Annotated in this window: 19 protein-coding genes; 7 read left to right on the plus strand and 12 right to left on the minus strand. The window is 59.5% G+C overall.

Annotated features, from left to right (window positions below; translation table 11 throughout):
• Window positions 1–27 precede the first annotated feature (27 nt).
• Window positions 28–984, plus strand: a complete 957-nt coding sequence (locus ACR9YP_RS17910) for an outer membrane protein (protein ID WP_474220609.1) — start codon at window positions 28–30, stop codon at window positions 982–984.
• Window positions 985–1,050: 66 nt separating this feature from the next.
• On the opposite strand, the gene ACR9YP_RS17915 is transcribed toward ACR9YP_RS17910, so the two are convergent.
• Window positions 1,051–2,244 carry a CaiB/BaiF CoA transferase family protein gene (locus ACR9YP_RS17915; protein ID WP_474220611.1) on the minus strand — a complete coding sequence of 398 codons (1,194 nt, stop codon included), beginning with the start codon at window positions 2,242–2,244 and terminating at the stop codon, window positions 1,051–1,053.
• A 130-nt stretch (window positions 2,245–2,374) separates the two neighbouring features.
• Complete coding sequence (locus ACR9YP_RS17920; RefSeq protein ID WP_474220612.1) at window positions 2,375–2,677, minus strand: hypothetical protein; 303 nt, start codon at window positions 2,675–2,677, stop codon at window positions 2,375–2,377.
• A gap of 202 nt (window positions 2,678–2,879) precedes the next feature.
• On the opposite strand from ACR9YP_RS17920, the gene ACR9YP_RS17925 reads away from it, so the two are divergent.
• Complete coding sequence (locus ACR9YP_RS17925) at window positions 2,880–5,876, plus strand: M10 family metallopeptidase C-terminal domain-containing protein (RefSeq protein WP_474220613.1); 2,997 nt, start codon at window positions 2,880–2,882, stop codon at window positions 5,874–5,876.
• A gap of 644 nt (window positions 5,877–6,520) precedes the next feature.
• On the opposite strand, the gene ACR9YP_RS17930 is transcribed toward ACR9YP_RS17925, so the two are convergent.
• The 9 genes from ACR9YP_RS17930 to ACR9YP_RS17970 form a co-directional block, all read right to left on the minus strand.
• Window positions 6,521–7,726 (minus strand): glycosyltransferase family 4 protein, encoded by a 1,206-nt coding sequence (locus ACR9YP_RS17930; protein ID WP_474220614.1) that lies wholly within the window; start codon window positions 7,724–7,726, stop codon window positions 6,521–6,523.
• A gap of 761 nt (window positions 7,727–8,487) precedes the next feature.
• Complete coding sequence (locus tag ACR9YP_RS17935) at window positions 8,488–10,539, minus strand: TIGR04372 family glycosyltransferase (protein ID WP_474220615.1); 2,052 nt, start codon at window positions 10,537–10,539, stop codon at window positions 8,488–8,490.
• A gap of 110 nt (window positions 10,540–10,649) precedes the next feature.
• The gene (locus ACR9YP_RS17940; RefSeq protein ID WP_474220616.1) at window positions 10,650–11,717 is read right to left on the minus strand and encodes a glycosyltransferase family 2 protein; all 1,068 of its coding nucleotides are present in this window, start codon (window positions 11,715–11,717) and stop codon (window positions 10,650–10,652) included.
• Window positions 11,718–11,764: 47 nt separating this feature from the next.
• Entirely contained in the window at window positions 11,765–12,514 is a 750-nt protein-coding gene (locus ACR9YP_RS17945) for an ABC transporter ATP-binding protein (RefSeq protein ID WP_474220617.1), read from the minus strand.
• A gap of 30 nt (window positions 12,515–12,544) precedes the next feature.
• Window positions 12,545–13,387, minus strand: a complete 843-nt coding sequence (locus ACR9YP_RS17950) for an ABC transporter permease (protein ID WP_474220618.1) — start codon at window positions 13,385–13,387, stop codon at window positions 12,545–12,547.
• 216 nt (window positions 13,388–13,603) lie between these two features.
• Window positions 13,604–14,872, minus strand: a complete 1,269-nt coding sequence (locus tag ACR9YP_RS17955) for a methyltransferase domain-containing protein (protein ID WP_474220619.1) — start codon at window positions 14,870–14,872, stop codon at window positions 13,604–13,606.
• 63 nt (window positions 14,873–14,935) lie between these two features.
• Window positions 14,936–15,679 carry an SDR family NAD(P)-dependent oxidoreductase gene (locus tag ACR9YP_RS17960; RefSeq protein ID WP_474220620.1) on the minus strand — a complete coding sequence of 248 codons (744 nt, stop codon included), beginning with the start codon at window positions 15,677–15,679 and terminating at the stop codon, window positions 14,936–14,938.
• Window positions 15,676–16,212 carry a WbuC family cupin fold metalloprotein gene (locus ACR9YP_RS17965; RefSeq protein ID WP_474220621.1) on the minus strand — a complete coding sequence of 179 codons (537 nt, stop codon included), beginning with the start codon at window positions 16,210–16,212 and terminating at the stop codon, window positions 15,676–15,678. Before ACR9YP_RS17965 ends, ACR9YP_RS17960 begins: the two co-directional genes overlap by 4 nt.
• Entirely contained in the window at window positions 16,212–17,420 is a 1,209-nt protein-coding gene (locus ACR9YP_RS17970; RefSeq protein ID WP_474220623.1) for a class I SAM-dependent methyltransferase, read from the minus strand. The genes ACR9YP_RS17965 and ACR9YP_RS17970 overlap by 1 nt, the downstream gene beginning before the upstream one ends.
• 513 nt (window positions 17,421–17,933) lie before the next feature.
• Here ACR9YP_RS17970 and ACR9YP_RS17975 point away from each other — a divergent pair.
• The 3 genes from ACR9YP_RS17975 to ACR9YP_RS17985 all read left to right on the plus strand — a co-directional run bounded on the left by ACR9YP_RS17975 (window position 17,934) and on the right by ACR9YP_RS17985 (window position 23,056).
• On the plus strand, window positions 17,934–19,967 hold the full coding sequence (locus tag ACR9YP_RS17975) for a TIGR04372 family glycosyltransferase (protein ID WP_474220624.1): 2,034 nt from the start codon (window positions 17,934–17,936) through the stop codon (window positions 19,965–19,967).
• An 11-nt stretch (window positions 19,968–19,978) separates the two neighbouring features.
• Entirely contained in the window at window positions 19,979–21,940 is a 1,962-nt protein-coding gene (locus tag ACR9YP_RS17980; RefSeq protein ID WP_474220625.1) for an acyltransferase family protein, read from the plus strand.
• A gap of 120 nt (window positions 21,941–22,060) precedes the next feature.
• The gene (locus ACR9YP_RS17985; RefSeq protein WP_474220626.1) at window positions 22,061–23,056 is read left to right on the plus strand and encodes a hypothetical protein; all 996 of its coding nucleotides are present in this window, start codon (window positions 22,061–22,063) and stop codon (window positions 23,054–23,056) included.
• Window positions 23,057–23,107: 51 nt separating this feature from the next.
• Here the strand turns inward: ACR9YP_RS17985 and ACR9YP_RS17990 are convergent, their stop codons facing one another.
• The gene (locus ACR9YP_RS17990) at window positions 23,108–23,293 is read right to left on the minus strand and encodes a hypothetical protein (RefSeq protein ID WP_474220627.1); all 186 of its coding nucleotides are present in this window, start codon (window positions 23,291–23,293) and stop codon (window positions 23,108–23,110) included.
• Window positions 23,294–23,356: 63 nt separating this feature from the next.
• Between ACR9YP_RS17990 and ACR9YP_RS17995 the strand changes: the two genes are divergently transcribed.
• Together ACR9YP_RS17995 and ACR9YP_RS18000 are read left to right on the plus strand one after the other, a co-directional pair.
• Entirely contained in the window at window positions 23,357–23,539 is a 183-nt protein-coding gene (locus tag ACR9YP_RS17995; protein WP_474220628.1) for a hypothetical protein, read from the plus strand.
• 332 nt (window positions 23,540–23,871) lie between these two features.
• Window positions 23,872–24,507: an acyltransferase family protein gene (locus ACR9YP_RS18000; protein WP_474220629.1), complete on the plus strand. Its 636-nt coding sequence runs from the start codon at window positions 23,872–23,874 to the stop codon at window positions 24,505–24,507.
• Window positions 24,508–24,534 lie beyond the last annotated feature (27 nt).

The raw sequence follows: 24,534 nt of genomic DNA on the forward strand, positions 1-24,534 counted from the left end.
ATCCGGGAGCCTATTCATTGATTCCAAATGTTGCCGTTGCGCGACAGCCCCGGCCGGGCCTTGGCGCGTATGTTCCTCGTGGAACTTTTTATTTTTCACGAGGGAATTGCAATGAAGCGGGTTGTGATGGGAATTGTGGCAGCGTCGCTGGTCGCGAGCAACGCACTGGCCGCTGATCTGGCGTCCAAGCCCTACGTGAAGGCGCCGGTCGTCGTCGATCCGGCCTGGAGTTGGACAGGCTTTTATGCCGGATTGAACGCTGGGTACAGCTGGGGACGGGCGAACACCACCGTGGCGCCGATCGCGCTGCCATTCCCGGCCATACAATTCGGTTCGTTTGGTCAAAATGTCGATGGTTGGCTGGCCGGCGGTCAGCTGGGCTACAACTGGCAGGTCGATCCCAAATGGGTCGTTGGCCTGGAGGGCGACATTCAGGCGACCGGCGAGCGGTCGTCGCGGACGGTGACCACGACGAGCGCGCGTTACGGTTCGAATCTCATCGGTCTCCCTATCGGCACCGACTTCAACTCCATTGCGACGCTTACCGCAAATCTGTCCTACGACCTGCAGTGGTTCGCGACATTCCGCGGACGCGTCGGCGTCCTGTCGGATCCGCAGACTCTCTGGTATGCGACCGGTGGTCTCGCTGTTGGCGAGTTCAAGTATTCGTCAGCGACCACCCTTGGAATCCAGGTCTTCGGGCCGGGTCTCGGCGGCACGACTCCACTCGGCGCGTTCAGCTTTCCGATCGGTGCGGGGGTGAGCAGCACAGATACCCGAGTCGGCTGGACGGTGGGCGCCGGCGTCGAACGCAAGTTCACCCGGAATTGGTCGGCGAAGCTCGAATACCTTTACATGGATTTCGGAAGTAAGACTTACTTTGTCGGAACCGCTAATCGGGCGGACGTCAGCTTCCACGATCATATTCTGCGTGCCGGCTTCAACTATGCGTTCACGCCAACGCCGGTCGTTGCAAAATACTGAGCTGCGCAGCGCGAACTCGCTTCGATGCCCGGCAATCTTGCCGGGCATCGTCGTTTCTGACCTGGCTCACACCACCTTGGCGTCCCTGAGCTTGGCAATCTCTTCGGCGCCGAAGCCGAACTCCTTCAGCACCTCGTCGGTCTGCTCGCCGAATTCCGGCGGCCGCGCCACCATCTTGCTCGGCGTGCGCGACAGCGTCACGGGCTGGCCGACCAGGCGGATGTGGCGGTCCTCGTCGTTCGGCACGTCCTGCGCGATGCCGAGATGCTTGACCTGCGCGTCTTCGAACATCTGGTCGATGGCATAGATTGGCCCGCAGGGCACGCCGGCCTCGTTGAGCTCACGGACCCAGGTCTCGGTCGACTTAGTCACGGTGCGCTTCTCGATCGCGGCGTTGAGCGCGTCGCGGTTCTTGGAGCGGGCAGGGGCCGTCGCGTAATCGGGATGGCCAAGGAGCTCGGGCGCGCCGATCGCCTGGGCGCAGCGCTCCCAGATCCGCCCGCCCGTGGTGGCGATGTTGATGTAGCCGTCCGAGGTCCTGAACACGCCGGTCGGGATGCTGGTCGGGTGGTTGTTGCCGGCCTGCTTGGCCACCTCCTTCTCCATCAGCCAGCGTGCGGCCTGGAAGTCGAGCATGAAGATCTGGGCCTGGAGCAGCGAGGTCTGCACCCATTGGCCCTTGCCGGAGACCTCGCGCTCGAGCAGCGCGGTGAGAATGCCCATGGCGCAGAACAGGCCCGCCGTGAGGTCGGCGACGGGAATGCCGACCCGCATCGGTCCTCCGCCCGGCGCGCCGGTGATCGACATCAGCCCGCCCATGCCCTGCGCGATCTGATCGAAGCCCGGGCGCTTGTGATAGGGGCCGTCCTGGCCGAAGCCGGAGATGCTGCCATAGACGATGCGCGGGTTGATCGCGGCGAGGCTCTCATAGTCGATGCCGAGCTTTTTCTTCACGTCGGGGCGGAAATTCTCGACCACGACGTCGGCCCTGGCGGCAAGGCGCTTGAACACGGCGAGCCCGCGCTCATCTTTCAGGTTGAGCGTCATGGCCCGCTTGTTGCGGTGCAAATTCTGGAAGTCGGAACCCCGCCTGGGTCCGCCCGGCTGCTCGCCCCCGGCGTCCTCGGTCAGTGCATCGATCTTGATGACATTGGCGCCCCAATCCGCGAGCTGCCGCACGCAGGTTGGCCCGGAGCGGACCCGGGTCAGATCGAGCACGGTGAAGCGCGACAGGGCTTCCGAGGCATGCGGAAAGGGCATCGTGAATGGCTCCGGGAAAGATTGCCGGCCCACCATAGTGCCGAAAGGCCCTGCCACAAGTCTGGGCCGGCGCGGATGCCGCCTGCCGAAATGCAATGGCTGGCGCGGTTTGCCGCGCGGCGTGAAGGAATCAGCGCGAGAGGCGCTTCAGTTCCGCGCGCGCCTTCTCGGCCAACGGGTCATCGCCGTGCCGCGCAATGAAGAGCTCAAACGCCTCCCGCGTTCCTTTCCGGCGGGCGGCTTCGTATTCCTCGGCCACCGCAACGGCAGGATCGCGGGCCATCGGCATGGTGGGCGAGCGTCCCGCCTTGCCGTTGTCATCCGCGTTGGCCTTCTCCACCATGACGGGCAGTCCTCCGAAGGGCGTATGATCGACTCCGGCGAGCGCCGCAAGAGCGCCAAACAGGCCGGCCGAGAGTGCACGTTGTTTCATGGAACCCCTGCAAATTACGGGTGCCGCTGGAACCGAAGCTGTTGCTCGTGCCTAGTATGACTACGGTATTTGATGGCTAACACCGCATTATGGCAGAGGTCCGGGCGGTCTCGCCCCATTTAAACCAAACGTTTAACTCTCTAGCTAGAATCATCTGTTAACGCCTCGTTTGGACGGGGCTTGCTGCTTCGGAGTTTCGCCTTTGGCTACCGCTGTCACGGTCACCAAGACCAACAATGCCGACGTCGACGGCCTGCTGTCGGGCTACAAGTGGTCGGGCGCGATCACCTACAGTTTCCCGGATTCATCTAGCGACTACGCCAATCCGTACACCGGCGGCAGCAGCGAGCCGACCACGTCGGGCTTCGCCTCGGCGCCAACTCAGATGCAGGCGGCGATCAACTACGCGATCGGATTGATCAACGGCTACACCAACGCAAATATCCAATACGCGGGCACGAACGGCGCCGATATCATGATTGCGCAGTCGCCCTCCGCCAATCCGACCTCCTACGCCTACTACCCCGGCAATTATGCGTCCGGCGGCGACATCTGGTTCGGGACTCAATACAACTACTCGCTCGCCAAGCTCGGCAATTATTATTTCACGACCGCGCTCCACGAGCTTGGCCATGGCATTGGCCTCAAGCACAGCCAGGAGACCGGTGGTCCGGCCAACGTCGCAGTGCCGACCGCGCACGACGACAGCGAATATACCGTCATGAGCTATCGCAGCTATGTCGGCGCTTCGACCACGAGCGGATACACCAATGAGGCCTACGGATATCCGCAGACCTACATGGCCAACGACATCCTCGCACTGCAGACGATGTACGGCGCGAACTTCACGACCCAGAGCAGCAACACGGTCTACACCTGGAATCCGAGCACGGGACAGGAGTTCATCAATGGCATCGGGCAGCTCGCGCCGGGCGGCGGCGTCGGCGGCTCGGCCAACCGAATCTACGAGACGATCTGGGACGGCGGCGGCGTCGATACTTACGACCTGTCGAACTACACGACGAACCTGAGCATCAATCTCAATCCCGGCGCGTCGTCGGTGCTCTCCTCCGTTCAACTGGCCTATCTCGGCGACGGCCATTACGCATCGGGCAACGTCTACAACGCCTACCTCTACAACAACGACGCGCGCTCCTATATCGACAACGCGAACGGTGGTTCCGGCAACGATATGATCATCGGCAACGCCATCGCGAATGTCCTGAACGGAGGCGGCGGCAACGACACGATCACTGGCGGCGGTGGCAACGACACCATCAATGGAAGTTTCAGCACCGATACGGCGGTGTATTCCGGCAATGAAGCCAATTATGCGATCTCGTACAATTCGAATACTCAGACCTTCACAATCGCCGATCAGCGCGCCGGCTCACCCGACGGCGCAGACACAGTGACGGGGGTCGAGTATTTCCAGTTCGCCGACGGCACGGTCACGAGTGCCACGCTCATTGCTCTGATCACGCCAACCACAATCGAGGCGTTCGGCTCAACGACTCTGCTGCGGTCAGGTGGCAACTACTACCTCAATCCGACTGCCGGCGGCAATGGCCCAGCGCTGAAGTATGGTGGGTCAGCAGTCGTATCTGGGCAGTTTAATCCGTGGACCCCGATTGCAGCGGAGCAGACCGCAACGGGGTATGAGATTGCCTGGCAGCAACCCGGGACCAACTATTTTCTGATCTGGAACACGGATAGTTCCGGCAACTATTTAAGCACTCCGACCGGCCTGGTGCTCGGAAGCAGCACTGCCCTCGAATCCACGGAGACGAGCTTCCATCAGGACCTGAACGGAGATGGAGTCTTCGGAATACCTGCAACAGTCATTGAATCGTTGGGTTCGACCAGCTTGGTACAAGAGAACAACAATTACGTTCTCAATCCGACTATCGGCGGCGCTGGCCCGACGCTGAATTATGGTGGGTCAGCGGTTGTATCTGGGCAGTTTAATCCGTGGATCCCGATTGCGGCGGAGCAGACCGCAACGGGGTATGAGATTGCCTGGCAGCAACCCGGGACCAACTATTTTCTGATCTGGAACACGGATAGTTCCGGCAATTATTTAAACACTCCGACCGGCCTGGTGCTGGGAAGCAGCACCGCCCTCGAATCCACGGAGACGAGCTTCCATCAGGACCTGAACGGAGATGGAGTGATCGGAATTCCTTCCGGCGCAGTCACGGTCATTGAAGCGCTGGGCTCGACCACCTTTGTACAAGAGAACAACAATTACGTCCTCAATCCAACAGTCGGCGGCAGCACTGGCCCAGCGCTGAAATACGGTGGGTCAGCAGTTGTATCTGGGCAGTTTAATCCGTGGACCCCGATTGCAGCGGAGCAGACCGCAACGGGGTATGAGATTGCCTGGCAGCAACCCGGGACCAACTATTTTCTGATCTGGAACACGGATAGTTCCGGCAACTATTTAAACACTCCGACCGGCTTGGTGTTGGGAAGCAGCGCCGCTCTCGAATCCATGGAGACGAGCTTCCATCAGGACCTGAACACAGATGGAGTGATCGGAGTACCTGCAGCTGCTGCGGGAACAGTCATTGAATCGCTGGGTTCGACCAGCTTTGTACAAAACAACAACTGTTACTCCCTCGATCCTGTTGGCGGTGGCACCGGTCCGATCCTGAAATATAGTGGGTCAGCAGTTGTCTCGGGGCAGTTTAGTCCGTGGACCCCGATTGCGGTGGAGCAGACCGCAACGGGGTACGAGATTGCCTGGCAGCAGCCCGGCACGGGCAATTTCACAGTCTGGAACACTGATGCCGCTGGCAATTATCTGAATAATCCAACCGGCATTGTGCTCGGGACCAGTACGGCGCTCAGGAATCTTGAGCCGAGTTTTCAGCAAGATCTGAACGGAGATGGTGTCATCGGGGGAGTCGCGGCTTTAGAGAGCGCAAGCTCCAACTATGATAACTTCGCTTTCGCTCCTGATAAGCTAGTGAGTACCGCGCGAGTGCTAGTTGAGGATGCGGCGATGCCAAGACCGGATCCGAACACGACTCCAGCAGTTTGGACCGATGGTCTGCTGCATGATCAGCTCCGGATTTCGAGCGACACGCTCTCATTGCTCAATGCGCAACGCGACCTCTGGAGCCACGCTGTTGGCGATCTGCCCAAGATCCATTTCGCGGATGATTTACATCTCGGTGATTTCATCATTCGATGATCTCTCCCGCTTCAAAGGGCTTTGCGACGTCAGCAGGCACATGAGATGGGTTTCTTCCTAATCTCGGACGCTTCCTTCCTCAATTCCGATGCATCTTCGCCATCGGTCGCCGTGCCGTGACGACACCTGTTGAAGAGGCGATCGCGCCGCCTCCGAACCCATCCAGGCAGTTCTGCCACCAGTGCTAAATCGATGCGGTGGTGAGTGAGGGCGACACCATTGTTGATTATGCTGGCCGGAACGATCAGAAAGTTATTCTCAAGAGCCGGTCATTCAGTATGCGTGCTGTCGGCGGGATCAGTGGCATCCTACAGCGAGTGATTTGAACGGGATGCGGAATTTGAGTTGCCGCGCTTGTACTCCGCTAGGAGCGGGAACAATTGCTCGGCAAGCCCATCCCGTCGGCCACCGTACGACCGGTGATTAAGCTGGCCAGAGCAATCCGCTTACCCGCGGCCAGGGTCAGGTTGAAGCGTCTACATCGACCACACCCTGGATTCCTTCAGCAACGTCATGAAGGACGAGCGGCAGGAAGCAAGGCCGAGAGCTCAGCCAGATCCAACTCCATGCTTACCACACTTCACGACAACGAACCCGAACTGCCGCGATCGCTTCATCGCTACAATAGGAGAGCAGTGTGTCGGCTAAAAGGCGTCACTATCGTGTTTATTCGAACCGAAAATCGCTTCTGAAGCTGCACGGCGCGAGTTCATCATGACATCGTCATAGAGTTGAACAATAGCGTTCCCGATAATGGTCGACGAAAATCTCTCCTCGACCAATTCTCGCGCGGCTTCACCATATTGAGTACGCAAATGCGGAGCCTTACCTAGTCGCAAAATGGCCTGCGCGAGCGCTTGTGGGTCTTCAAGTGGGACCAGCAAACCCGTCTTGTCGTTCAGCACAATTTCCCGACAACCCGGGACATCGGTTGCTACGAGCGGGCGTCCACAGGCTGCCGCCTCCAGCAGACTCATTGGCAGCCCCTCTCGATGCGAGGGAAGTACCGCGACATGGCAGCGACGCCAAAGCATGGTGATGTCGTCGATTTGACCGAGCAACGTAATCCTTGGTTTCCGGATCCATTGCGCTACCTCGTCCGCCGAGATGGAGGCAGGATTGGCAGGATCGGGATCGCCGGCAATGACCAAATTGAAGTCATGCCCCTCCTGCTGCAGCAGATCATGGGCGGCAACGAGTGCTCGGATGCCTTTGTCAATGAGGAGTCGTCCGGCAAAGCCGATTGTGAGGGGGGCGTTCGGTTCGGGCAGCGGCTGAAACCGATTTGTGTCGACGCCTGATCCCGGGATTAGCGTGACCTTTTCCTGCCTTATGCCAAGGGCGAGCAAGGCAGCTCGATCGTCTGGGTTCTGAACGAGCACGCGGCTTGATTGCATATTCATGAGCCAGGGAAGGAGTCGCATCATGCCCTGTTTCAGCAAGCGTGAGCGCCATGTGTCCGATGTGAAGATGTAGCCGAGGCCCGTCATAGCATTAATCACCGGCGTGTCGGTGCCGATTGCAGCTAGGGAGCCCAGTACGCTAGATTGGAGGCCGGAGTGGTGCACGATATCAGGTTTAATGGTGGTTTTGAGTGCGCGGATCGCCTGCACCACGCGCAGTGCGACCGATGGTGACAGTTCGCCCCGCCGGAATGGGATCGGATGCAGGATGAAACCTTCGGCTGCAATGGCCTCGGCGCCCTTGTTCACATTCGTTGCGACATGAACCTCAAATCCAGCCCGGCGCGAAGCGCGGGCCATCGGCAGGCGATGCATCAAGAAAGCGTAATCCTCGTTCGCGACGTAGAGTAGACGGCGCGGCGGGAAGGGCGGTTGGGCGGCAGGCATTGGGTTCACGATCGGAAGAGGCAGACGAGCCGTATAGAATAAATCGGTGCTTTCGGGGAGATTTTATCCACGAAACTGGGTCGATCGGTCACACTAGGGTCTCTCCTGGGTATCGTAGCTCGCTCTTTGAAGCCTTAAGAGGTGCAATTGGCTAAAATGATCGAGCCTCTCTCTGGTCGCAAGTGCTGAGGTCTGATTGCATGGGTAACCCACCGCGTTGCCGTTGTGCCAGTTATGGATCGCCGCAGCAGTCGCCTCTTAGCTTCCAAGGGATATTGCTGAATGCGAACCTGTCCATTGTGAGAACGAAGCTAGGATACTCACTTGCCCGAAACTCGGCTCAGGCGCGAAGGGATCCGAGCGGAGCGGCCCGATTGAAAATAGGCCTCACATGGGTGGTCGTAGAAATTCCGGTCGTATTCTGCAGTTGAGATCCTGGTGGAAGCTCGTTCCCAACGATTCAGTAACGCCCATCGCGGCTGACGCTGCTGTCGACTTCCAAGTCGTTTGGAGATCGGTGTCCGCGATCAGCCGCTGCGCCGCGATCGGGATTCAGAACGGGACTGGCGCTAAATTGAGCTGTGTTTCGATGGCCCGTCGTCGCATGGATTCAGAAGATGAGGTTGAGCCCAAGTGCATCAGGCTGGTCGAGCCTAGCGCTTCGAGCGTCACGGGTATAACCGAGGTCAAGTGTAATCGGGCGCGTGCAACTGCTCCAAATTGGTCGCAGCAAGCATTCCGGTTGGGTGATAGCCAAAGAGTTAACGACCGGTCTTGCCGTGGTCAAACGGGAGTAAGGCACCTCCTGGAGATCTATAGCCGGCCTCGGCAAGCAGCTCCGGAAACCGCTCCAAAAAGGAAGGGACCGGTAGCGCAGCTCCGAAATTGTACGGATTGTCTGCCAACGCCGTCCGATAGGCATCAAGCAAGGCACCTCCGGCCCGGAGGTGGCGGGTCTTTCCCTCAAGGGAGTCGAGCTTGTAGCACACCCCCGCGACAATGTCCTCAGGTTGATTGGCATGGATCTCAAGACCGTGCCGTGCGAGCACTCCGGCATCAATTAATAATGCTTGCAGCGGCTGGCGATAAGTTTCCCGCAGCGAGAGATAGCGACGCTCCCGACGATCATAAACCAGCCGTAGCATGAAATCGGTCTTTTCATGCCAGAACTGGCAATCGTTGGAAATGCAGTTGACGAGCAGCATCGGGGTGCCGAGTGCCTGTACTGCGGTCGTGAGGCCCGATGTGGTTCCGACAAAAAGGCGTGCCTCCGCGCAGAGAAAAAGATCCATCTCTGGCGATTTGATGTCGCTATGGGCGTAGTCGAATACGCCGGGCATGTCGCGCAGAGGCGTCATGCTGCGGTCGCCGAGCCGTACCACCGCGCCGCCTCGCGAGGTGACATGAGCGATGGCTTTGAGATAGTCGCTCACATTGGCCGAGCGATGTTGCCGTGTCGTGCCCGGCCCATCGCCGTGATATCCGCCCTCGCGAATATGGATCGCGACGAACCAGTCGGCGCTGACACCCGCACTGCGCAACCTGGCGCGACCTTGCTCGCGCAACTGCGTTGGGATTGCCACGATCGGGCCGCGGCTCTGGTCGGCCCAAGCGACTTGCGCCCGTGCGGCCGCATGAGCCCAGGGTTCGGCCAAAGGTCCGTCGCCGCGCACCGCAATAAACTGATCGCCGACCAGACGCTGGTATGGGAGTAGGTCATCGACTAGCCTCGGATCTTCGAGGATCGTCGCATGTGGTGCGAGCAGTTTCAGAAAAGCTTGGTTGACGACCTTAGTGCGGGGCGCGAGCACCACATAATTAGCGCGTGGCAACAGGCCAAGTTCCGCCATACGGAGGTGGCAATCGATAAAGCCGATATGGCCGATCAGGGTCACCCACTCATAGCCGAGCAGCCGCACCGGAAGCTCCGCTTTGAAGTTGCTGTTGGCGGCAGCGATGCGCTGCATGAGCGCAGCGGGGACCGACCATTTTCGCGATAGCGCATCTTGGTGATTGAGCGCAGCTTGATAGCAACGGAAGGTGTCGTCGTAGCGACCCTGGTGATAGAAGTTCTCGCCAAGCTGGATCAGATTGTCATAGATCAGAAGCTCGCCGGCGTGTTCGAGCTCCCAGGCACTCGGCTTGTACGCCAACGGATCGTAGCCTCCCGCATAGTTCTGGTGCGCCATCACCGAGCGCGGGTCGAACTTCACCGAGGCCTGGAAGCATTCCGCGGCCTGCGCATAATCATTCATCAAGGCGTAAACGGAGCCGAGCTTGCGCAGTGCGTTGCTGTCTCCTGAAGCCGCTGCCGCTCTGAGGAAGTGCAGTGCGACAGAATAGTTGCCGCCATACGTATGGGCGATGCCCACGGCGAAATTAATCGCGAAGCTGTCGACTTGCTCAGGCTCTGACACTTCGCGGACGATCCGGTCGTAGGTGCTGGAGAGCGCCAGGGTAGTGAAGTAGGCCGATGCGCCCGCGCCGCGACGTGCGCGCACCTGGGCGCGAAAGATCAGGTTCAAGAGCCGCACTGCGCGCAGCGCGCTCGGCTTGCGGCTGGCAGCGAGATGAACCTGGGCGGCGGCTGCGAGTGTGATGACGATCAAGCGGGCGGCGATCGTGCCGACCGACGCCCGACGCGCCAGCTGTCGATCAGCAATGCGCAGCAGTGCTGCACCAGCAGGTGCATCGATCAGCCTGCGGTCGACGAAGCCGGCCGCGCGCGTCGTTAACGGCAGTAGCTGCCGGCGGTGAGCGCTGAGGAAGCTGTAGAGGCGGAAGGCGAGGCCGGTCAGCCAGGCGTTGGCCAATCGGGGACTCTCACTGGGTGAAGAGACCGCGCGAGGCGCGGGCACGACGAGGGAGTTCGCCCAGAGCTTGTTCAGGCGATGCCGCAGGGCGGCGATGGGTGCGCGCGTAGTCATGGTGCACGATACGCAGGCGTTGCCGCAATGATTGCCCGTCGCGCGCCACTTTGTGCGAGTAGGCGTGTCAACGACATTGGCCGCATGCGCAGCGTTGTCCAGGCGAGCGCGGCAAGGCGGCCGATTGATCCTAATCTCAGCAGGAGCTGTAGCAGGCATGCGTCGAACGCAGCGCCGCCGAGAAGGGCGGCCGCGCGTGCGGCCTTGGACGATGCCGGTCCGTTTGCTCCGAGCACCATCCGCACTGCGCCAAAGCGGTTGCGCCGAGCAAACAGAGCATCATAGCCAGTTGGAAACAGATCGCTGTCGGCGATCAATGTCCTGATCTCCGCGAGCCTGGCATCGAGCGCATGGGGGTCAGTCGCCGTGGTGGTTGAGTAGTTCTGGCCGTGAATGCGCCAGTAGCCCAGGATCTCTGCAAGGAAATAGAAGCCGTGGGTGAGCGCGAGACGGCGCGCGAGGAAAGCGTCGGAGAACGAGCCAAGCTTGACGTCGAAACCGCCGAGGGCCTGCAGAGCGCTGCGACGGTAGAGCGAAACGGTTCCTGAGAAGTAGTTGTCGCCGGCCCGCAGGATGCGGCGGACACCATCCGGTCGCATCATCGTCGAAGCCGATGCAGGTAGCATCATCGGCCGTAACATACGTCCTTTGGACGGTCCTGTCGGGCCAATAATCTCACAGCAGGCGCAGATGAGTCCGGCATCGGGAAAGCGCGTCGCTTGCGCCAGTGCCTTTTCCAGATAGATCGGATGCAGTGCGTCGTCGGCGCCTAGAAAGCCGATCCAATCGGTGTCGGCGATCGCGAGCGCTTCGTTCTGACCGCGGACCACGCCAACATTCGTCTTGTGACGAACGAGCTGCCAGTTGGGATGAGAGGCCACGAAACGCGATATCACCGTGATGCTATCGTCCGTGGAGGCATCGTCGATGATGAGGACCCGGTCCGGCTTCCGCGTCTGGGCCGCGATGCTACCGAGCGATTCTGGGAGATAGTGCGCGTGATTATAGTTCGGGACGACCAGCGTGACGTTCGGCCGAGATGACGATGAAGGCTGGGTGCTCATCGGGTCAGACAACATCCTGGCGCGTGTCCTCTCTTGTTGCGGACCGCTCAGGCGGTCGGCAGCTCCTTCAGGACGTCATCTAGCGGGCCGAATGCGCGGACCCGTCCGCCATCGAGGTAAAGGCCCAGATTGCATGTGTCGCGCAACAGGCCGGGATCGTGCGAGGCAAGCACGACGATGCCGGAGCTCATGGTGATGTCCTGCAGGCGATCGTGGGTTTTCTTGCGGAAGTGTGCGTCGCCGACCGCGATCCACTCGTCCATCAGAATGATTTCGCCGTGGATAGAAGCGGCGATCGAGAATACCAGGCGAAGCAGCATGCCGGACGAATAGGTCCGGATCGGTAGCTCTAGGTAGTCGCCGAGCTCCGCGAACTCCGCAATCTCCGTCACCCGTTCCTCGATCTCCTCGGGCGTCAGGCCGAGAATGAGGCCGCGGATCCTGATGTTCTCGTAACCGGAGGCCTCTTCGTCCATACCGAGCCCGATGTCGAACATTGGCACATTGCGTCCCACCGTGCGCAGTGATCCGCGGGTTGGTTCGTAGATGCCGGCAAGAACGCGGATCAGCGTGGTCTTGCCGGCACCGTTATGCCCGACGAGGCCAAGCCGATCGCCACGGCGCAAGGTGAAGCTTACGTCATCAAGAGCCTGGACGAACCGGAACGAACCTTCGTTCTTTAGAACCTTGCCGCCGACACGCGAGGCCGTGCGCAGAGCCAGATGCCGGAACGACCGCGCGTTCGGCGGCGCGACCGGGAATTCGATGCCGATATTGCGGGCTTCAATCAGAGCCATGATGCGTCCATGGTGACAGGCTAACTACCATCAGGCCCAGTAGACCACCCGCGAGCGATAGCGCGTATAGACGTAGATCATTGCCGCCGTCAAAAGCGAAACCGCGCCCAGCGCGCCCATCCAGTTCGTCAGACCGGTCGGATTTCCCATGACAGGATCGCGCGTAATCGACAGCAGGTAGGCAATCGGATTCAGCTGAACAATGATCTCACCTCCGCGGATATGCGATGGCAGCCAGATGATCGGTGAGATAAAAAACAACAGCTGAAGTAGCGCGGCGACGACCGGCGAAACGTCGCGATAGCGTACGCAGATCATCGAGATGATGACCGACGCGCTGACCACAAAGACATAGACGATCACAAGGCCGGGCAGGCAGAGCAGGGTCTGCAAACCGATGTGCCAAGGAAAGATCAGCCAAATGATCGGGACGATTGCCATGTTATGTAGCAATATGATCAGGTTGCGCTGAACCATCCGCATCACATGAATCAGGATCGGCATGTCGACCGCCTTGATCATCCCGCCAGCGTTGATCATCGTGTGGCAGGACTCGCCGAGTGAGGAGGCGATGAAATTCCAGATGGTAATGCTCACCATAAAGTTCGGCAGATAGGTCGCAGTATCGGCGCCAAGAAACCGGCCGGCGACCAGGCCCATGATCACGGCGGTCAGGCCGTTGGTCGCCGTGATCCACCAGGGGCCGAGAAAGGTGCGACGGTATTTCGATCGAATGTCGCCTGCGGCAAGCGCTCGCCAGGTCACATGGCGCGTCACGAAAGGAGCGATGTCGGCGCGGCAGCGAGCCCAGGTAAAGGGCCGCCCGTCCGCAACTATGAAATGCTCTTCTTGCTCAGGGGCCAGGGACGTCATGCGCGCAGTCTCGTGAAGGCTTATAATCCGGCATTGGATACCGAAAAAGGCTCCAAACGGCATTCCATGCCGCTCTTCGGTGCCTGCTGGACCACTTTAGCGGGCCCCTGTCAACCAGTTCGGAGCTACACATCGGGCGGCCCCGAAAAGACCCAAAACCGTTGCTTTTTGCATAGGCGGCGGAGGGGCACCAGACCCGCCCCACGGGCGGTTCGCCTAGAGGGGCGTCGAGCCGGTTGCGTCCACGATCCGCGGCTCCGGCAGCGGCACTAGCAATTTGCCGCCAGCCCGGATGTAAGCCTCGTTCCTCGTCAGGATTGTCTCGGCATAGATCCAGGCCAAGATAACGACAATGTCGGGCCTCTTGGTTGCAAGTGCCGCAGACGGCAGCACCGGGATATGGGCGCCTGGGCTAAAAGTACCCTGCTTGAGCGGATTGTCGTCGACGATGAATTTGACCCGGTCTTCCAGTTCGAAATGATAGAGCAGGGTCGTGGTGGTGGTCGACGCGCCATACGCGGCAATGAACTTGCCGTCTGCGCGTGCCTTGTCAAGATAGGCGAGGACGGCACGCTTGCGAGTCTCGATCGCGTCGAACCAGTCGCGATAGATCTTCGGCTTGGTGATGCCGCGGCGTTCCTCCTCGGCCACAAGCTTGAGATACTCCTCCGAACGCGGCCGCTTGCCAGTGGATTTGGGTTGGGCGAAGGCTCGGATCGAGCCGCCCTTGGTCAAGGTTCGCTCGACATGGAACAGGCTCATGTCGTGCTTGTTCAGGAAGGTCTCGAGCGGAATCAGCGCATGATGGGAGACGTGCTCGTGATAGATGGTGTCAAACACCATGTTGTCGATCATGTCGACGATATAAGAGACCTCGAACACGAACGCGCCGTCGTCCGCGAGTAACAGTCGAATTCCCTTTACGACATCGGCCATGTTGTCGATATGGGCGAATACGTTGTTGGCGCAGAACAGAGCCGCGCTGCCCTGGTCGGCCCGGATCTTCTCGGCCAGCTTGCTGGTGAAGAAGTCCGGGATGGTGGGCACGCCGTCTTCGGTCGCTGCGGCTGCGATGTTGCGTGCTGGATCGATACCTTGCACCCGCATGCCCTCGTTCTTGAAGGCCTTCAAAAGTGAGCCGTCATTGCTGCCCATCTCGGCAACGAGGCTACCCTTGGGAATCTGCAGGCCTTTGACCACCGAATGGGCGTAACGCTTGAAGTGCTCGACCAAGCCGAGAGAGACCGAGGTCCGATATGTATAGTCGCGGAACAGCACGTTGGGATCGACGACGTCGAGGTTCTGCAGATGGCCGCAATCAAGGCACAGATAGCAGTCAAGCGGATAAAGATCCTGCGGCTCGTGCTTGCGCTCGGCCGTGACGAAGGCATCGCCGATCGCCGATGGTTTGATCGGCAGGACATGCTCGAGCGACGAAGATCCGCACAGGCGGCAATCGGTCTTGTGCTTCACGTGCTTCTGCATGTTCAATGATCCTAGCGGCCCTCTGGCGATTGAATGGCTCTATTAGGCAATTGCCGGGCAGATTCATAGCCCGGAAAAGTTCTTGGCAACCTCTTCCTGCCAGACCACGGAGACGCCGCCGTCCAGGAACAGGGATTGGCCGTTGATAAACGAGGCGCGCTCGCTGCACAGAAAATCGATTGCATTGGCCGACTCCTCGGCTGTGCCGAGGCGGCCGAGCGGTACCAGGCGCTTGTAGATATCCATCAGTTTTTCATTGCTCTCGTAGAAGGCGCGCGATTCCGGCTTCAGGTAGGTCAACGGCATGATGGCGTTGACACGGATTCCCTTGCGCCCGAGCGTAGCTGCGTAGTGCCGGACCATGGCGTTGAGGCCGCCTTTGACGACGTGATAGCCGACCGGCTGGGAGCTGCCGACGAACTCGGCATAGACTGAGCTGATCACGCCGATGGCGCGGTCGCCGTGGTCGGCGAAATGCGCCGTAAACCCCTCGACCAAGTCGCGTGAGGCAGTCAAGCCGACCTGGATCTCGCCGACCCAGGGATCACCTTGCCCACGGAAGCGCTGGCTCAGCACGAGATAATTGACAGATCCGAGCGCCTCTCGGATTTGCGCCGGTAGGCTAGCGAGGCTCTCCGCTTTTTCAAGATCGGCCGTGAAGTGCCGCAACCGCGGACCTTCTGCAAACTCGGCGATCTTGGTCCGCGACACGACGCTGACCGCGCATCCGCGCGCACGAAAGTTCTCGACGATGATCCGCCCAAGGCCCTTGGTGCCGCCGATGACGACAGCGTGCTGGTCGCTCATACGGCTGTTCCCTGCAGCGCGGCCACCCGCCGGACGAGGTCGGCCTGGTAGGCTTCAGCCTTCTCTGTGTCGGAATCCTCGGGCGCAAAATCGGCGAAGATGGTCCCCTGCGGCCGGAACGGGCCGTTAGTGATTTCGTGGACGATCAGGACGTCGCTGCGGATAATCAGGGTATGAAAGAATGGCCTCGACATCCGGTAGTAGAACGATCGTCCGCTACCGGCTGCTCCGAGTGGAACGATCTGATCGATCTCGCCATCATCCTTGAAGACGACGATATCGACTTCGCCCTCGACGATATGAAAGGCCTCGCTCTTGCCGGGATGTTTGTGGGGACGGATATACGAGCTGGGATCGATTGCGATAATCATCTCATGCAGCGCGTCGTCGCCGTTGGGATGGGTGTTGATGCGGGCGCGCCGCTTGGCGCTCGCCTTCACCGCGGCCTTCAGTGTGTCGAGCTCGCTACTGCCGACCGCCGAGATCGGGCCCTCGGCCAGGAACACTTCCGGAGATTTCTGAACCAGAGCCATCACGCAAGATCCTTCATGATCGAATCCTCGAGCGCCGCATAAACCGACTTGAATTCCACCCCGCCTGCTGCGCGTGGCGCAAGCTTGGCCTGCACCTTCGCCTGGATATGAGGCGCTACGGCGAACAGGCAGGTCGTTATCCGCTCGTCCTCCAGCAGCGCCTGCGAGCTTACCACGGGGACCTTGAAACCTGGGGGAAAAAAGCCGGCCTTGTCGGGATCGTCGTCGACCGCAAGCGCGATGTCGTCGCTGAGGCCGAACGCATTGACGAACATGATCGCATGGTGACCGATCCCGAACAGGGCGACCCGATCCTTGGCGGGGCCGGCGGCGCGGGCGAGTCTTTTGTGCAGACGCTCCCGCGTTGCCGCAAATTGTTCGCGATAAGCTGTAAAGAGCAGCGAGGGGCCTTGGGGGGAAAGCTGCGGTGGAGGGGCTTTTGCGACCTCTAAGACGGCAATCAGCGCATCCTCCAGGGCCCCCGGATAGCGCAGCACCGACAGCACATGAAAGCCGGCGGCTTTCGCAAGCCGCGCGAGCGTGTCTTCGACGAAGTAGCAGCTGTGCTCTTCCCACAGGAAGCAATAATCGCGCGCGGCGAGAAATTTGCTGCTGTCGGGAACCTCGACCAGCAGCAATCCACCAGGGTTGAGCAGGCATTTTAGCGCATGGAGCGCATCGATTGGCGCTGACGAATGCTCGATGATGTAGCGGGAGGAAACAATGTCGAAGGTTCCGCGCCGCGCGGCAATGTCTGCAAGCCTCGGCTGATTGAGACTGGCCTGCCAGCTTTCAAGATAGGGGTAGTTATTGCCGGTAGGAACCGTGCCAAGCTCCAGCTCCGTAGTCAAAAGACCGCGCGCTCCAAGGCGCGACAAGAGCGGCTGCTCAAACGGCCCGGTGCCGAGCGTGGAGCGTGCTTGGGGACGAAAAGCGAGTACGGCCTCAACCAGCGCATCGAGATGGCCCTCTGGCTCGCGATAGCGGATCCAGGGCAACTGTGGTGTGAGGGCGTCGACGGGGGGGGCGTCGCGCAACTGTATCAGCTGGCAGGTCTCGCATTCCACGACGTCGAGATTTAGCAAAGTGTCGACTTGCGCTGCTCTGGCAAACCTGTTGCAAACGGGAAGCTGCCCAAGCGGCAACGCGGGCGTACCGATGGTTTGCCGGCAAAGGCCGCATTGAAATAATAATGAGCCTGGGCGCATGACTTGGATGGGCGAACTCGTTCAGTTTGATGAAGGACGGAGCATAATCGAAAATAAGCCGGTCGAAGCACTTGGCATTAAGGCATTTTTGCCACGTGTTCCAGCCCGGCAAATTGGTTTGACGTCCTCTATTATTCGGTGCCATAAGCGGTTGTCCACAACCTATAACTTTTGTTACGGCTTTTGAGGATAATCATGCGGCATAAGGTCGTGGCCGGCCCAGAGATCGTGCTCGGTCAAGTCGGATCGGCGAGCCGCGATCTATCTCACTCAACCTGACGGTTTCTGCAGCCGGTCTGATAATCGCCACGTTGGCTTTGATACTTCAGATTTCGTGGTTATGAGGTGGGTCGAACTTCAGGCGCGGCGAAGGGCGGCGCATGACTTCATCTAAATCATCTATCGACTGTTCGACGACGGGGATAACAAGGGGCGCTGATGTTGGACTCACCCACTTCCGTGGCTAGTATAGTCGACCGCGCGCTTGCTCTCCCCAACTCCCGGAAAAGTCGTGTGCTTGCAAGAATTGCAAGCCCTGTGTTCCGCATCCTCAGGCGAAGCCAGCTCAAGCATTTTGTGCGAGACCTCGTTTTTGTCCTTCTCTCCTTCAAAATGCGCTTCCGCCTCACCATGTGGTTCCGGCACAATTTCCAGCACGGAGGGCTGGACCGCCACTTCGTTTTTTTTTGCGGTCCGTTTCTAGGGAAGCATCTCAAGTGGATTTTAGATAGCTCGTTTTCGGCGCAATACCCAAACGAGATTGCCTTCTATTTGCTCAAGAGCGGCTATCGGAGGGAAGCTCTCACACTCTTCCGCAGACTCGATTGGACGGTCGACAATCCCCTGTTCAACATGGCGCTACAGGAAGCGGGCGCCGTTGGGGACGGATATTCGATGGATCTGCTGACTCAGATTCACGGATTGGACTGGACCAACATCGTCGCAAAGTCGTGGGAGCTCCGCGTTCTCTTGCGGATGATGCTCGAACACAGGAACTTCCAGTACGAAGAACGGGCTTTTCGCGGGCACATCAATTTGGATGGTGTACCGCACGATGTTCCAGCTGAGCAATACATCCCGTATTTCTTCAGGGACAGGGAGGTCGTCGAACGCTTGTTGCGCGAGCTCGACCTCTCGGATTTGACTGGTGTTATACCAGCTCTGGACACTGCCGGTCGTTACTGGGAGCACTTCCCTACTTACCAGCCCGAGCGGTCGCTCTCTCTGGATATCTATGTCTGGTACGCTTACCGGGATCTGTTGCTTAGAACCTATCATAACGGCGAGGGCAATCTCGTTCCGCCGGTCTATCACCGTTACATGGAGACGCAGCGGCGACTACGTCGATCATTGCCCAAACCTTCGCGCGCATTGAAGCGAGTGCTGGACGGCATCGGGGTGGAACTCTCCGATGTGAGGCTGCTCTCGCCGGACTGGAGTGCCTTGATCGGACATAACGGCCATCTCAATGTGCATCTGTTAATGCGAAAGATGGGATGGTGGAAGGGCTCGCCTGTTCTATTGGGGTATAAGGAGAGAATCGCAAACAGGACCTTCTTGTCCCTGTTCGAGGAGCTGTGTCCAACTCTGATCCTTGGCGAGGACGTGCCTGAGGGAGCCTGGTTCGAATTGGCCAGTCTCACGCCATTCATCGGCGATTCCCACCAGGCTTTTGAATTCCAGGATGGTCGGACCATGTACTGGAATGACGCCGGCGCCATGGCCTTGCAGCAATGGGAGCGTGAGGGCGGGGGGTTCCCCCTGCGCGACGTATATGACGAGAAGATGCGGTCGGACGATCGGACCGAGACGCTCTACCAGTCGCTGCGGCGGAAATGGGGAATGGGCCCCGGCGATTGGCACGTCTGCTTGCATATGCGGGATGCCGAGGCGCGCGGCGAGACGCTTGGCTTCGGCGAGTCTATCCGCAGCGCTGCGATAGGCAATTATCTAGAGACTGTCCGCCATATCACTGCGATGGGCGGATGGGTTGTCCGAATGGGCGGGCGCAAGGCGCCGCCGATGCCCGAAATGCCGCGGGTCATAGACTATGCGCGCAGTCCCGATCAGGTGCCGGAGATGGATATCCATTTGGTGCGCCGCGCGCGGGCCTTCATCGGCACGACGTCAGGGTTCGCCTATGTCGCCTCGAGCTTCGGCATCCCGACCTCTATGGTAAACGCACTCAGCTCCGTCGGGCTGTTGTGGTCTAAGGATACCCGCTTCACGCTAAAACCGGTCCACACAACGGACGGGCGAATGCTGTCGCTGAGCGATGTGACATCGGAGCAATGGCGTTGGGCATTCCCGACCTATGAGACTGTGAAGAGCGCCGGCCTTGTAGTGGGCGAAAGCAGCGCCGATGAAATTCTCGAGACCACCAAGGAGGTCCTGGATCTGTCCAGCTGCAGCAAGCCGACGATCCCGCCGGTCGATGATAGTTGGGAGAGATGCGTGAAAACTCCCGGCTTCTTCGGCAACTCGAGACCCAGCCGCTATTTCCTGGAGAAATATTCCACCTCCCTTTTGGCTGATACGCAAAGCTGAAGCCGGCACCGATGAACATCGCGCAGTCCAATCTCACCTTCGAACCGGTCCACGCAACGTCGCTGCGCTATCGTGAGGATATCGACGGTCTTCGCGCGGTGGCCGTCCTGTCGGTGCTGCTCTATCACGCTTTTCCTACGCGTGTTTCGGGTGGGTTCATCGGCGTCGATATTTTCTTCGTTATCTCCGGCTTTTTGATCACAGGCATCATCCACCAGCAGATGATGCGCGGAAGGTTTAGCATCACGGACTTCTACGCCCGACGTATCAGGCGCATTTTTCCGGCCCTGATTGCCGTCGTCCTCGCCACATTCCTGATCGCGTGGTTTGCACTGCCGCCGCGGGACCTGAAATCGCTGGGCACGAATATCGCCGGTGGCGCCATCTTCGCGCAAAATTTCGTTCTGCTTGGCCAAGTCAGCTATTTCGATCTCGCGGCCGACAAGAAGCCGCTTTTGCATCTATGGTCGCTCGGTATCGAGGAACAGTATTATATCGTCTGGCCGCTGCTGCTCTTGCTGATCAGCCGGTGGCGCCTACGAACCCTCGCCATGACCGCGGCATTGGCTCTGGCCTCGCTTGTGGCCTGCGTCATCGTTCAGGCTCGCGCGCCTGAACATGCGTTCTATCTTCCGCTGACACGGGCATGGGAATTGCTGGTCGGATCGGGTCTGGCGTTGTCGCTCAATAGCAGCCGTGCACCGGTGGTGGCCGCTGGGACGACGTTTCGAGCCTTCCGCGAGATCGTCGCTCTCTGTGCTTTGCTGGCGATTGCGGTGGCGCTCTGGCGCTTCAACCCCAAGACGCCTTTTCCCAGCTACGCCACGCTGGTGCCTGTGTTCGCCGCTGCCGCGCTCATTGGGACAAGCAACACGCTCGTTCACCGCTACGTGCTGGCGAGCCGGCCCGCCGTGTTCGTGGGGCTGATCAGCTATCCGCTCTATCTGTGGCACTATCCGCTGATGGCATATGCGCGCATCCATTTTGCGGATGCGGTGCCGGTGTCATGGATGCTCTGCGTTCTGGTCGCCAGTTTCCTTCTGTCCTGGCTGACCTACCAGTTTATCGAGCGTCCGATCCGTTTCGGGAAACAGCATGTGGGCTACAAGATCGGGGCATTGGTTGGTGGAATGGTTGCGCTGGGCGCGGTCGGGCTTGTCGCTGACCAGACTAATGGATTGCCGATGCGCATTCCCGAGAGCCTGCGGGGCTTCATGCTCGATGGTAGCGAGACGGCGCGGTACTGGCGCGCCGACAAGTGCCTGCTGAGGCCGGATCAGAGCGCATCGCATTTCTCGCCGGAATGCGCCGGCAGCGGCCGCCATCCGCTCGTTGTGGTTTGGGGCGACTCTTATGGCGCATCGCTGTATCCAGGACTGGCTCATTTCGGCGCCGAGCGCGGCTTTGATGTCGCTGAATACACAGCATCGGCCTGCCCACCGCTGAAGGATTTCGTGCATCCGGAGCGGCGGTTCTGCAAGGGCGCCAATGATTTCGTCCTTGAGCGCCTGGCCGAGCTGAAGCCGGAGGCGGTCATATTCTACTCGACCTGGAGCTATGGCCCCAACGATCTCCACACGGGCCTAGAAAAGACCGTTGCGCGGTTGAGAGCATTCAAGATCCCCCGGATCGTGTTGCTGGGGCCGCCGGCTACATGGCTTGGCGAAGGCCTGCCGGCAAATGTGCTCGATTACTATTATCAACACCGTACGTTATTGCCGGAGCGCACAAAGTACCGCTCGAATGATGCCTGGACGCAAGCGCTGGACCAATTCCTGGAAGATCAGGCCAAGAGCCTGGGAATCGAATATGTCTCCGCGCGGCGTATCATGTGCAACGACGACGGCTGTCTGGCCCGAATAGGACCGAACGGGGCGGACCTCACTGCCTATGATAGCGGCCATCTCACTCATGCCGGCTCGCTCATGATCGCCGAGCAGGTTTTGAAGGTGATGCCGGGTTTTGACCAATAGGGGACGGCGCGCTGAGCGACGGATATCGCCATCGATAAATCGTTCAACCAGACAGCTACGCTGGTGAGGCCTTTATCCCGCGATCAAACGGCCGAAATTGGCCGGGGCAGCCGACTCTACGTGGCGTTTCTTGCCGGCATAATCATAACGAGCCTCGCACTGTCCTGTCTTTTTTTTGGTCGAGTGCAGGGCGACCACTTCGCCGCCATAGCGTCGGCCGGGAAGACCTCCTGGTATGAAGACCTCGCAGGCGACTATGTGACCGAAATCCAGGATCAGGATCTATTCTTTCACAATATCGGCCGCTCGATCGATCATGTGCGGAGCGCCGATGTCGTGATACTCGGATCGTCGCTCGTAGCCTTTGCACTGAATGAAGATGTGATTCGCGATCGTCTCGAAAAGCGGTATGGCCTGAAGTTCTTTAACATGTCGTTCGTCGGCATTGCCAGCGGCGAGTTCTCGCGGCAGATCATCGAGAAATATCATCTGCATCCGAGACTCTGGATCATCAACGCCGACGACGGTGGCGGGGGCGGAAACTTTTTCAGCCGCAATATCACCCGCGCCTTCGGTGCGGACGTGAGGCCCATTCCTGCCACACAACATGGGCGCGCGAAAGCGTATTACGACGTGGTACGGCGGAACTTGCGGTGGAGGCTCGAAGACGTCACCGCCGGGATACGCAACGGGCTACTGCCTTCCAGTAAGACCGTCATTCCGCGGTTTTTCCGTAACGATGAAACCGGAGCAAGCGATATGAGCGGCTTTCCGAGCTTCCTCGCGGAAGAGAATTCGCCGGTGAAGATGACGCGCGATCCGAACTGTCACACCACGCCTGAGGTTATCGCCAACGCACGCGAGTTCGTCCGCAGCCTTGGCGCACCGGTGGTGCTGACGCTGGTTCCCAATTTCCACGGCTGCATGACTCAGCTGCGCGAGATCGCGGACGCCGTTGGTATCGAAACGGCGCTGCCGGCAAGGACAGACTATTCGAGCTGGGACAAAGGCGGGCATCTCGACAGGAACGGCGGCATCGAATTCACGCGCGACCTCGTCAGCGCATTGGAAAACACAGCGGCGTTTCAGGCTTTGAACAGCAAAGATGCACGTTAGCGGTGGAGCGGGCCGCTCTTGGGTAAGAGCGCGCGTATGATTGGCACGGACTTACCGCGCCTTCCCCGATATCGCCCCGAGATCGATGGGCTGCCGGCCATGCTTGCCTATCACTCGTTTCCATGGATGGTTCCAGGCGGATTCGCCGGCGTGGATATCTTCTTCGTTATTTCCGGATATCTGATTACCGGGATCATCCACTAGGGAGATGCTGGAGAAGCGCTTCAGCTCACTCATTTCTACGCTTATCGGATTCTGAGAATATTTCCGGCGTTAATTGTCGTCGTTCTCGCGACTTTCATGTTGGGTTGGCTCGCGTTGCCCGCGGGGGCGATGGAAGCACTGGGAGCCAACGTCAAGGGCGCGGCCGATTTCATAGAGAATTTTGTCCTTCACGAGCAGATCGTCGGCTATTTCGATCCCGGCGCGGAGCGTCTTCCGCTGCTACATCTGTGGTCACTCGGGATCAATGAGCAGTATTAGATCTTTTGGCCGGCAGTACTCTGGCTGATCTTGGGCTGGCCCGCGCGAGCCGTTACAATAGTGGCGGCGCTTGCGCTCGGCTCCATTTCGGTCTGCGTGCTGACGTCCGCTCGAGTCATCATGGGCGTTCTATTCGCCGATGACTAGAGGTTGGGAGCTTCTTGCGGGAGCTGTGCTCGCGCTGTGTCCAGCTAAGGGCAAGCTCATCGGTTCCCGGTTCGACGCTGTGCTCGCCTTATGAAGTACTGGTTGGCATCGCCTGCGCGTTCTGGGCGATCAGGGGCCGCCCGCCTTGGCCAGGCTTTCTGACATTGGTTCCTGTGCTGGCAGCGATGGCCTTGATCGCAACTGCGAGGACGTCTGTTCTTCGTCGCCTGTTGTCTGCACGTCCGATGGTTTTCATCGGGCTGATCAGCTATCCGCTGTATCTCTGGCATTTTCCGCTCATTGCGTTCGCCAAGCTGAACGGCGGCGGATCTATCGCCGCACTGATGATGTGCGGTCTCCTCGCTCTCACTTTTCTGCTTGCGTGGTTGACCCATCACTTCGTCGAGCGGCCCGTCAGGTCTGATAAATCCGCGCTCAGCCTGAGGGTCACGCCTCTCATAGCTGCGATGGCCGGCACCTGGTTCATCGGAATGGCCGCGGTCAATACGCGCGGCCTGCCGGCGCGTTTCCCGCCATCAATTCGGGGATTCATGCTGTCGGGTAGTGAAATCTCGATGCACTGGCGACGTGGCACGTGTCTGTTGCTACTGCAGCCGGCGTCGGAGTTCGCTCCCGAATGCGCCGGTCACGGCGGCCGTCCGCTGCTATTGATCTGGGAGATTCGTACGGCGGCGCCCTCTATCCCGGACTGCTCCACTTTGCAGCCGAGAGCTGGCATGACATCGCCCAGTACATGGCCCGCCTGTCCCCTTGATCGGCTACACGCTCGCGGAACGACCGTTCTGCAAGAGCATCAATGACGATGTCGTCGCCCGTTTGGGCGAACT

Source organism: Bradyrhizobium sp. BR14999 (assembly GCF_056106085.1).

Coding starts and splice junctions, on each gene's coding strand:
- ACR9YP_RS17970 (WP_474220623.1), bottom strand. CDS start 17,420: ATGCGCCCAGGCTCATTATTATTTCAATGCGGCCTTTGCCGGCAAACC.
- ACR9YP_RS17965 (WP_474220621.1), bottom strand. CDS start 16,212: ATGGCTCTGGTTCAGAAATCTCCGGAAGTGTTCCTGGCCGAGGGCCCG.
- ACR9YP_RS17950 (WP_474220618.1), bottom strand. CDS start 13,387: ATGACGTCCCTGGCCCCTGAGCAAGAAGAGCATTTCATAGTTGCGGAC.
- ACR9YP_RS17995 (WP_474220628.1), top strand. CDS start 23,357: ATGTTGGGTTGGCTCGCGTTGCCCGCGGGGGCGATGGAAGCACTGGGA.
- ACR9YP_RS17955 (WP_474220619.1), bottom strand. CDS start 14,872: ATGCAGAAGCACGTGAAGCACAAGACCGATTGCCGCCTGTGCGGATCT.
- ACR9YP_RS17940 (WP_474220616.1), bottom strand. CDS start 11,717: ATGAGCACCCAGCCTTCATCGTCATCTCGGCCGAACGTCACGCTGGTC.
- ACR9YP_RS17960 (WP_474220620.1), bottom strand. CDS start 15,679: ATGAGCGACCAGCACGCTGTCGTCATCGGCGGCACCAAGGGCCTTGGG.
- ACR9YP_RS17930 (WP_474220614.1), bottom strand. CDS start 7,726: ATGCCTGCCGCCCAACCGCCCTTCCCGCCGCGCCGTCTACTCTACGTC.
- ACR9YP_RS17990 (WP_474220627.1), bottom strand. CDS start 23,293: ATGAGTGAGCTGAAGCGCTTCTCCAGCATCTCCCTAGTGGATGATCCC.
- ACR9YP_RS17980 (WP_474220625.1), top strand. CDS start 19,979: ATGAACATCGCGCAGTCCAATCTCACCTTCGAACCGGTCCACGCAACG.
- ACR9YP_RS17945 (WP_474220617.1), bottom strand. CDS start 12,514: ATGGCTCTGATTGAAGCCCGCAATATCGGCATCGAATTCCCGGTCGCG.
- ACR9YP_RS17920 (WP_474220612.1), bottom strand. CDS start 2,677: ATGAAACAACGTGCACTCTCGGCCGGCCTGTTTGGCGCTCTTGCGGCG.
- ACR9YP_RS17910 (WP_474220609.1), top strand. CDS start 28: ATGTTGCCGTTGCGCGACAGCCCCGGCCGGGCCTTGGCGCGTATGTTC.
- ACR9YP_RS17915 (WP_474220611.1), bottom strand. CDS start 2,244: ATGCCCTTTCCGCATGCCTCGGAAGCCCTGTCGCGCTTCACCGTGCTC.
- ACR9YP_RS18000 (WP_474220629.1), top strand. CDS start 23,872: ATGGCCTTGATCGCAACTGCGAGGACGTCTGTTCTTCGTCGCCTGTTG.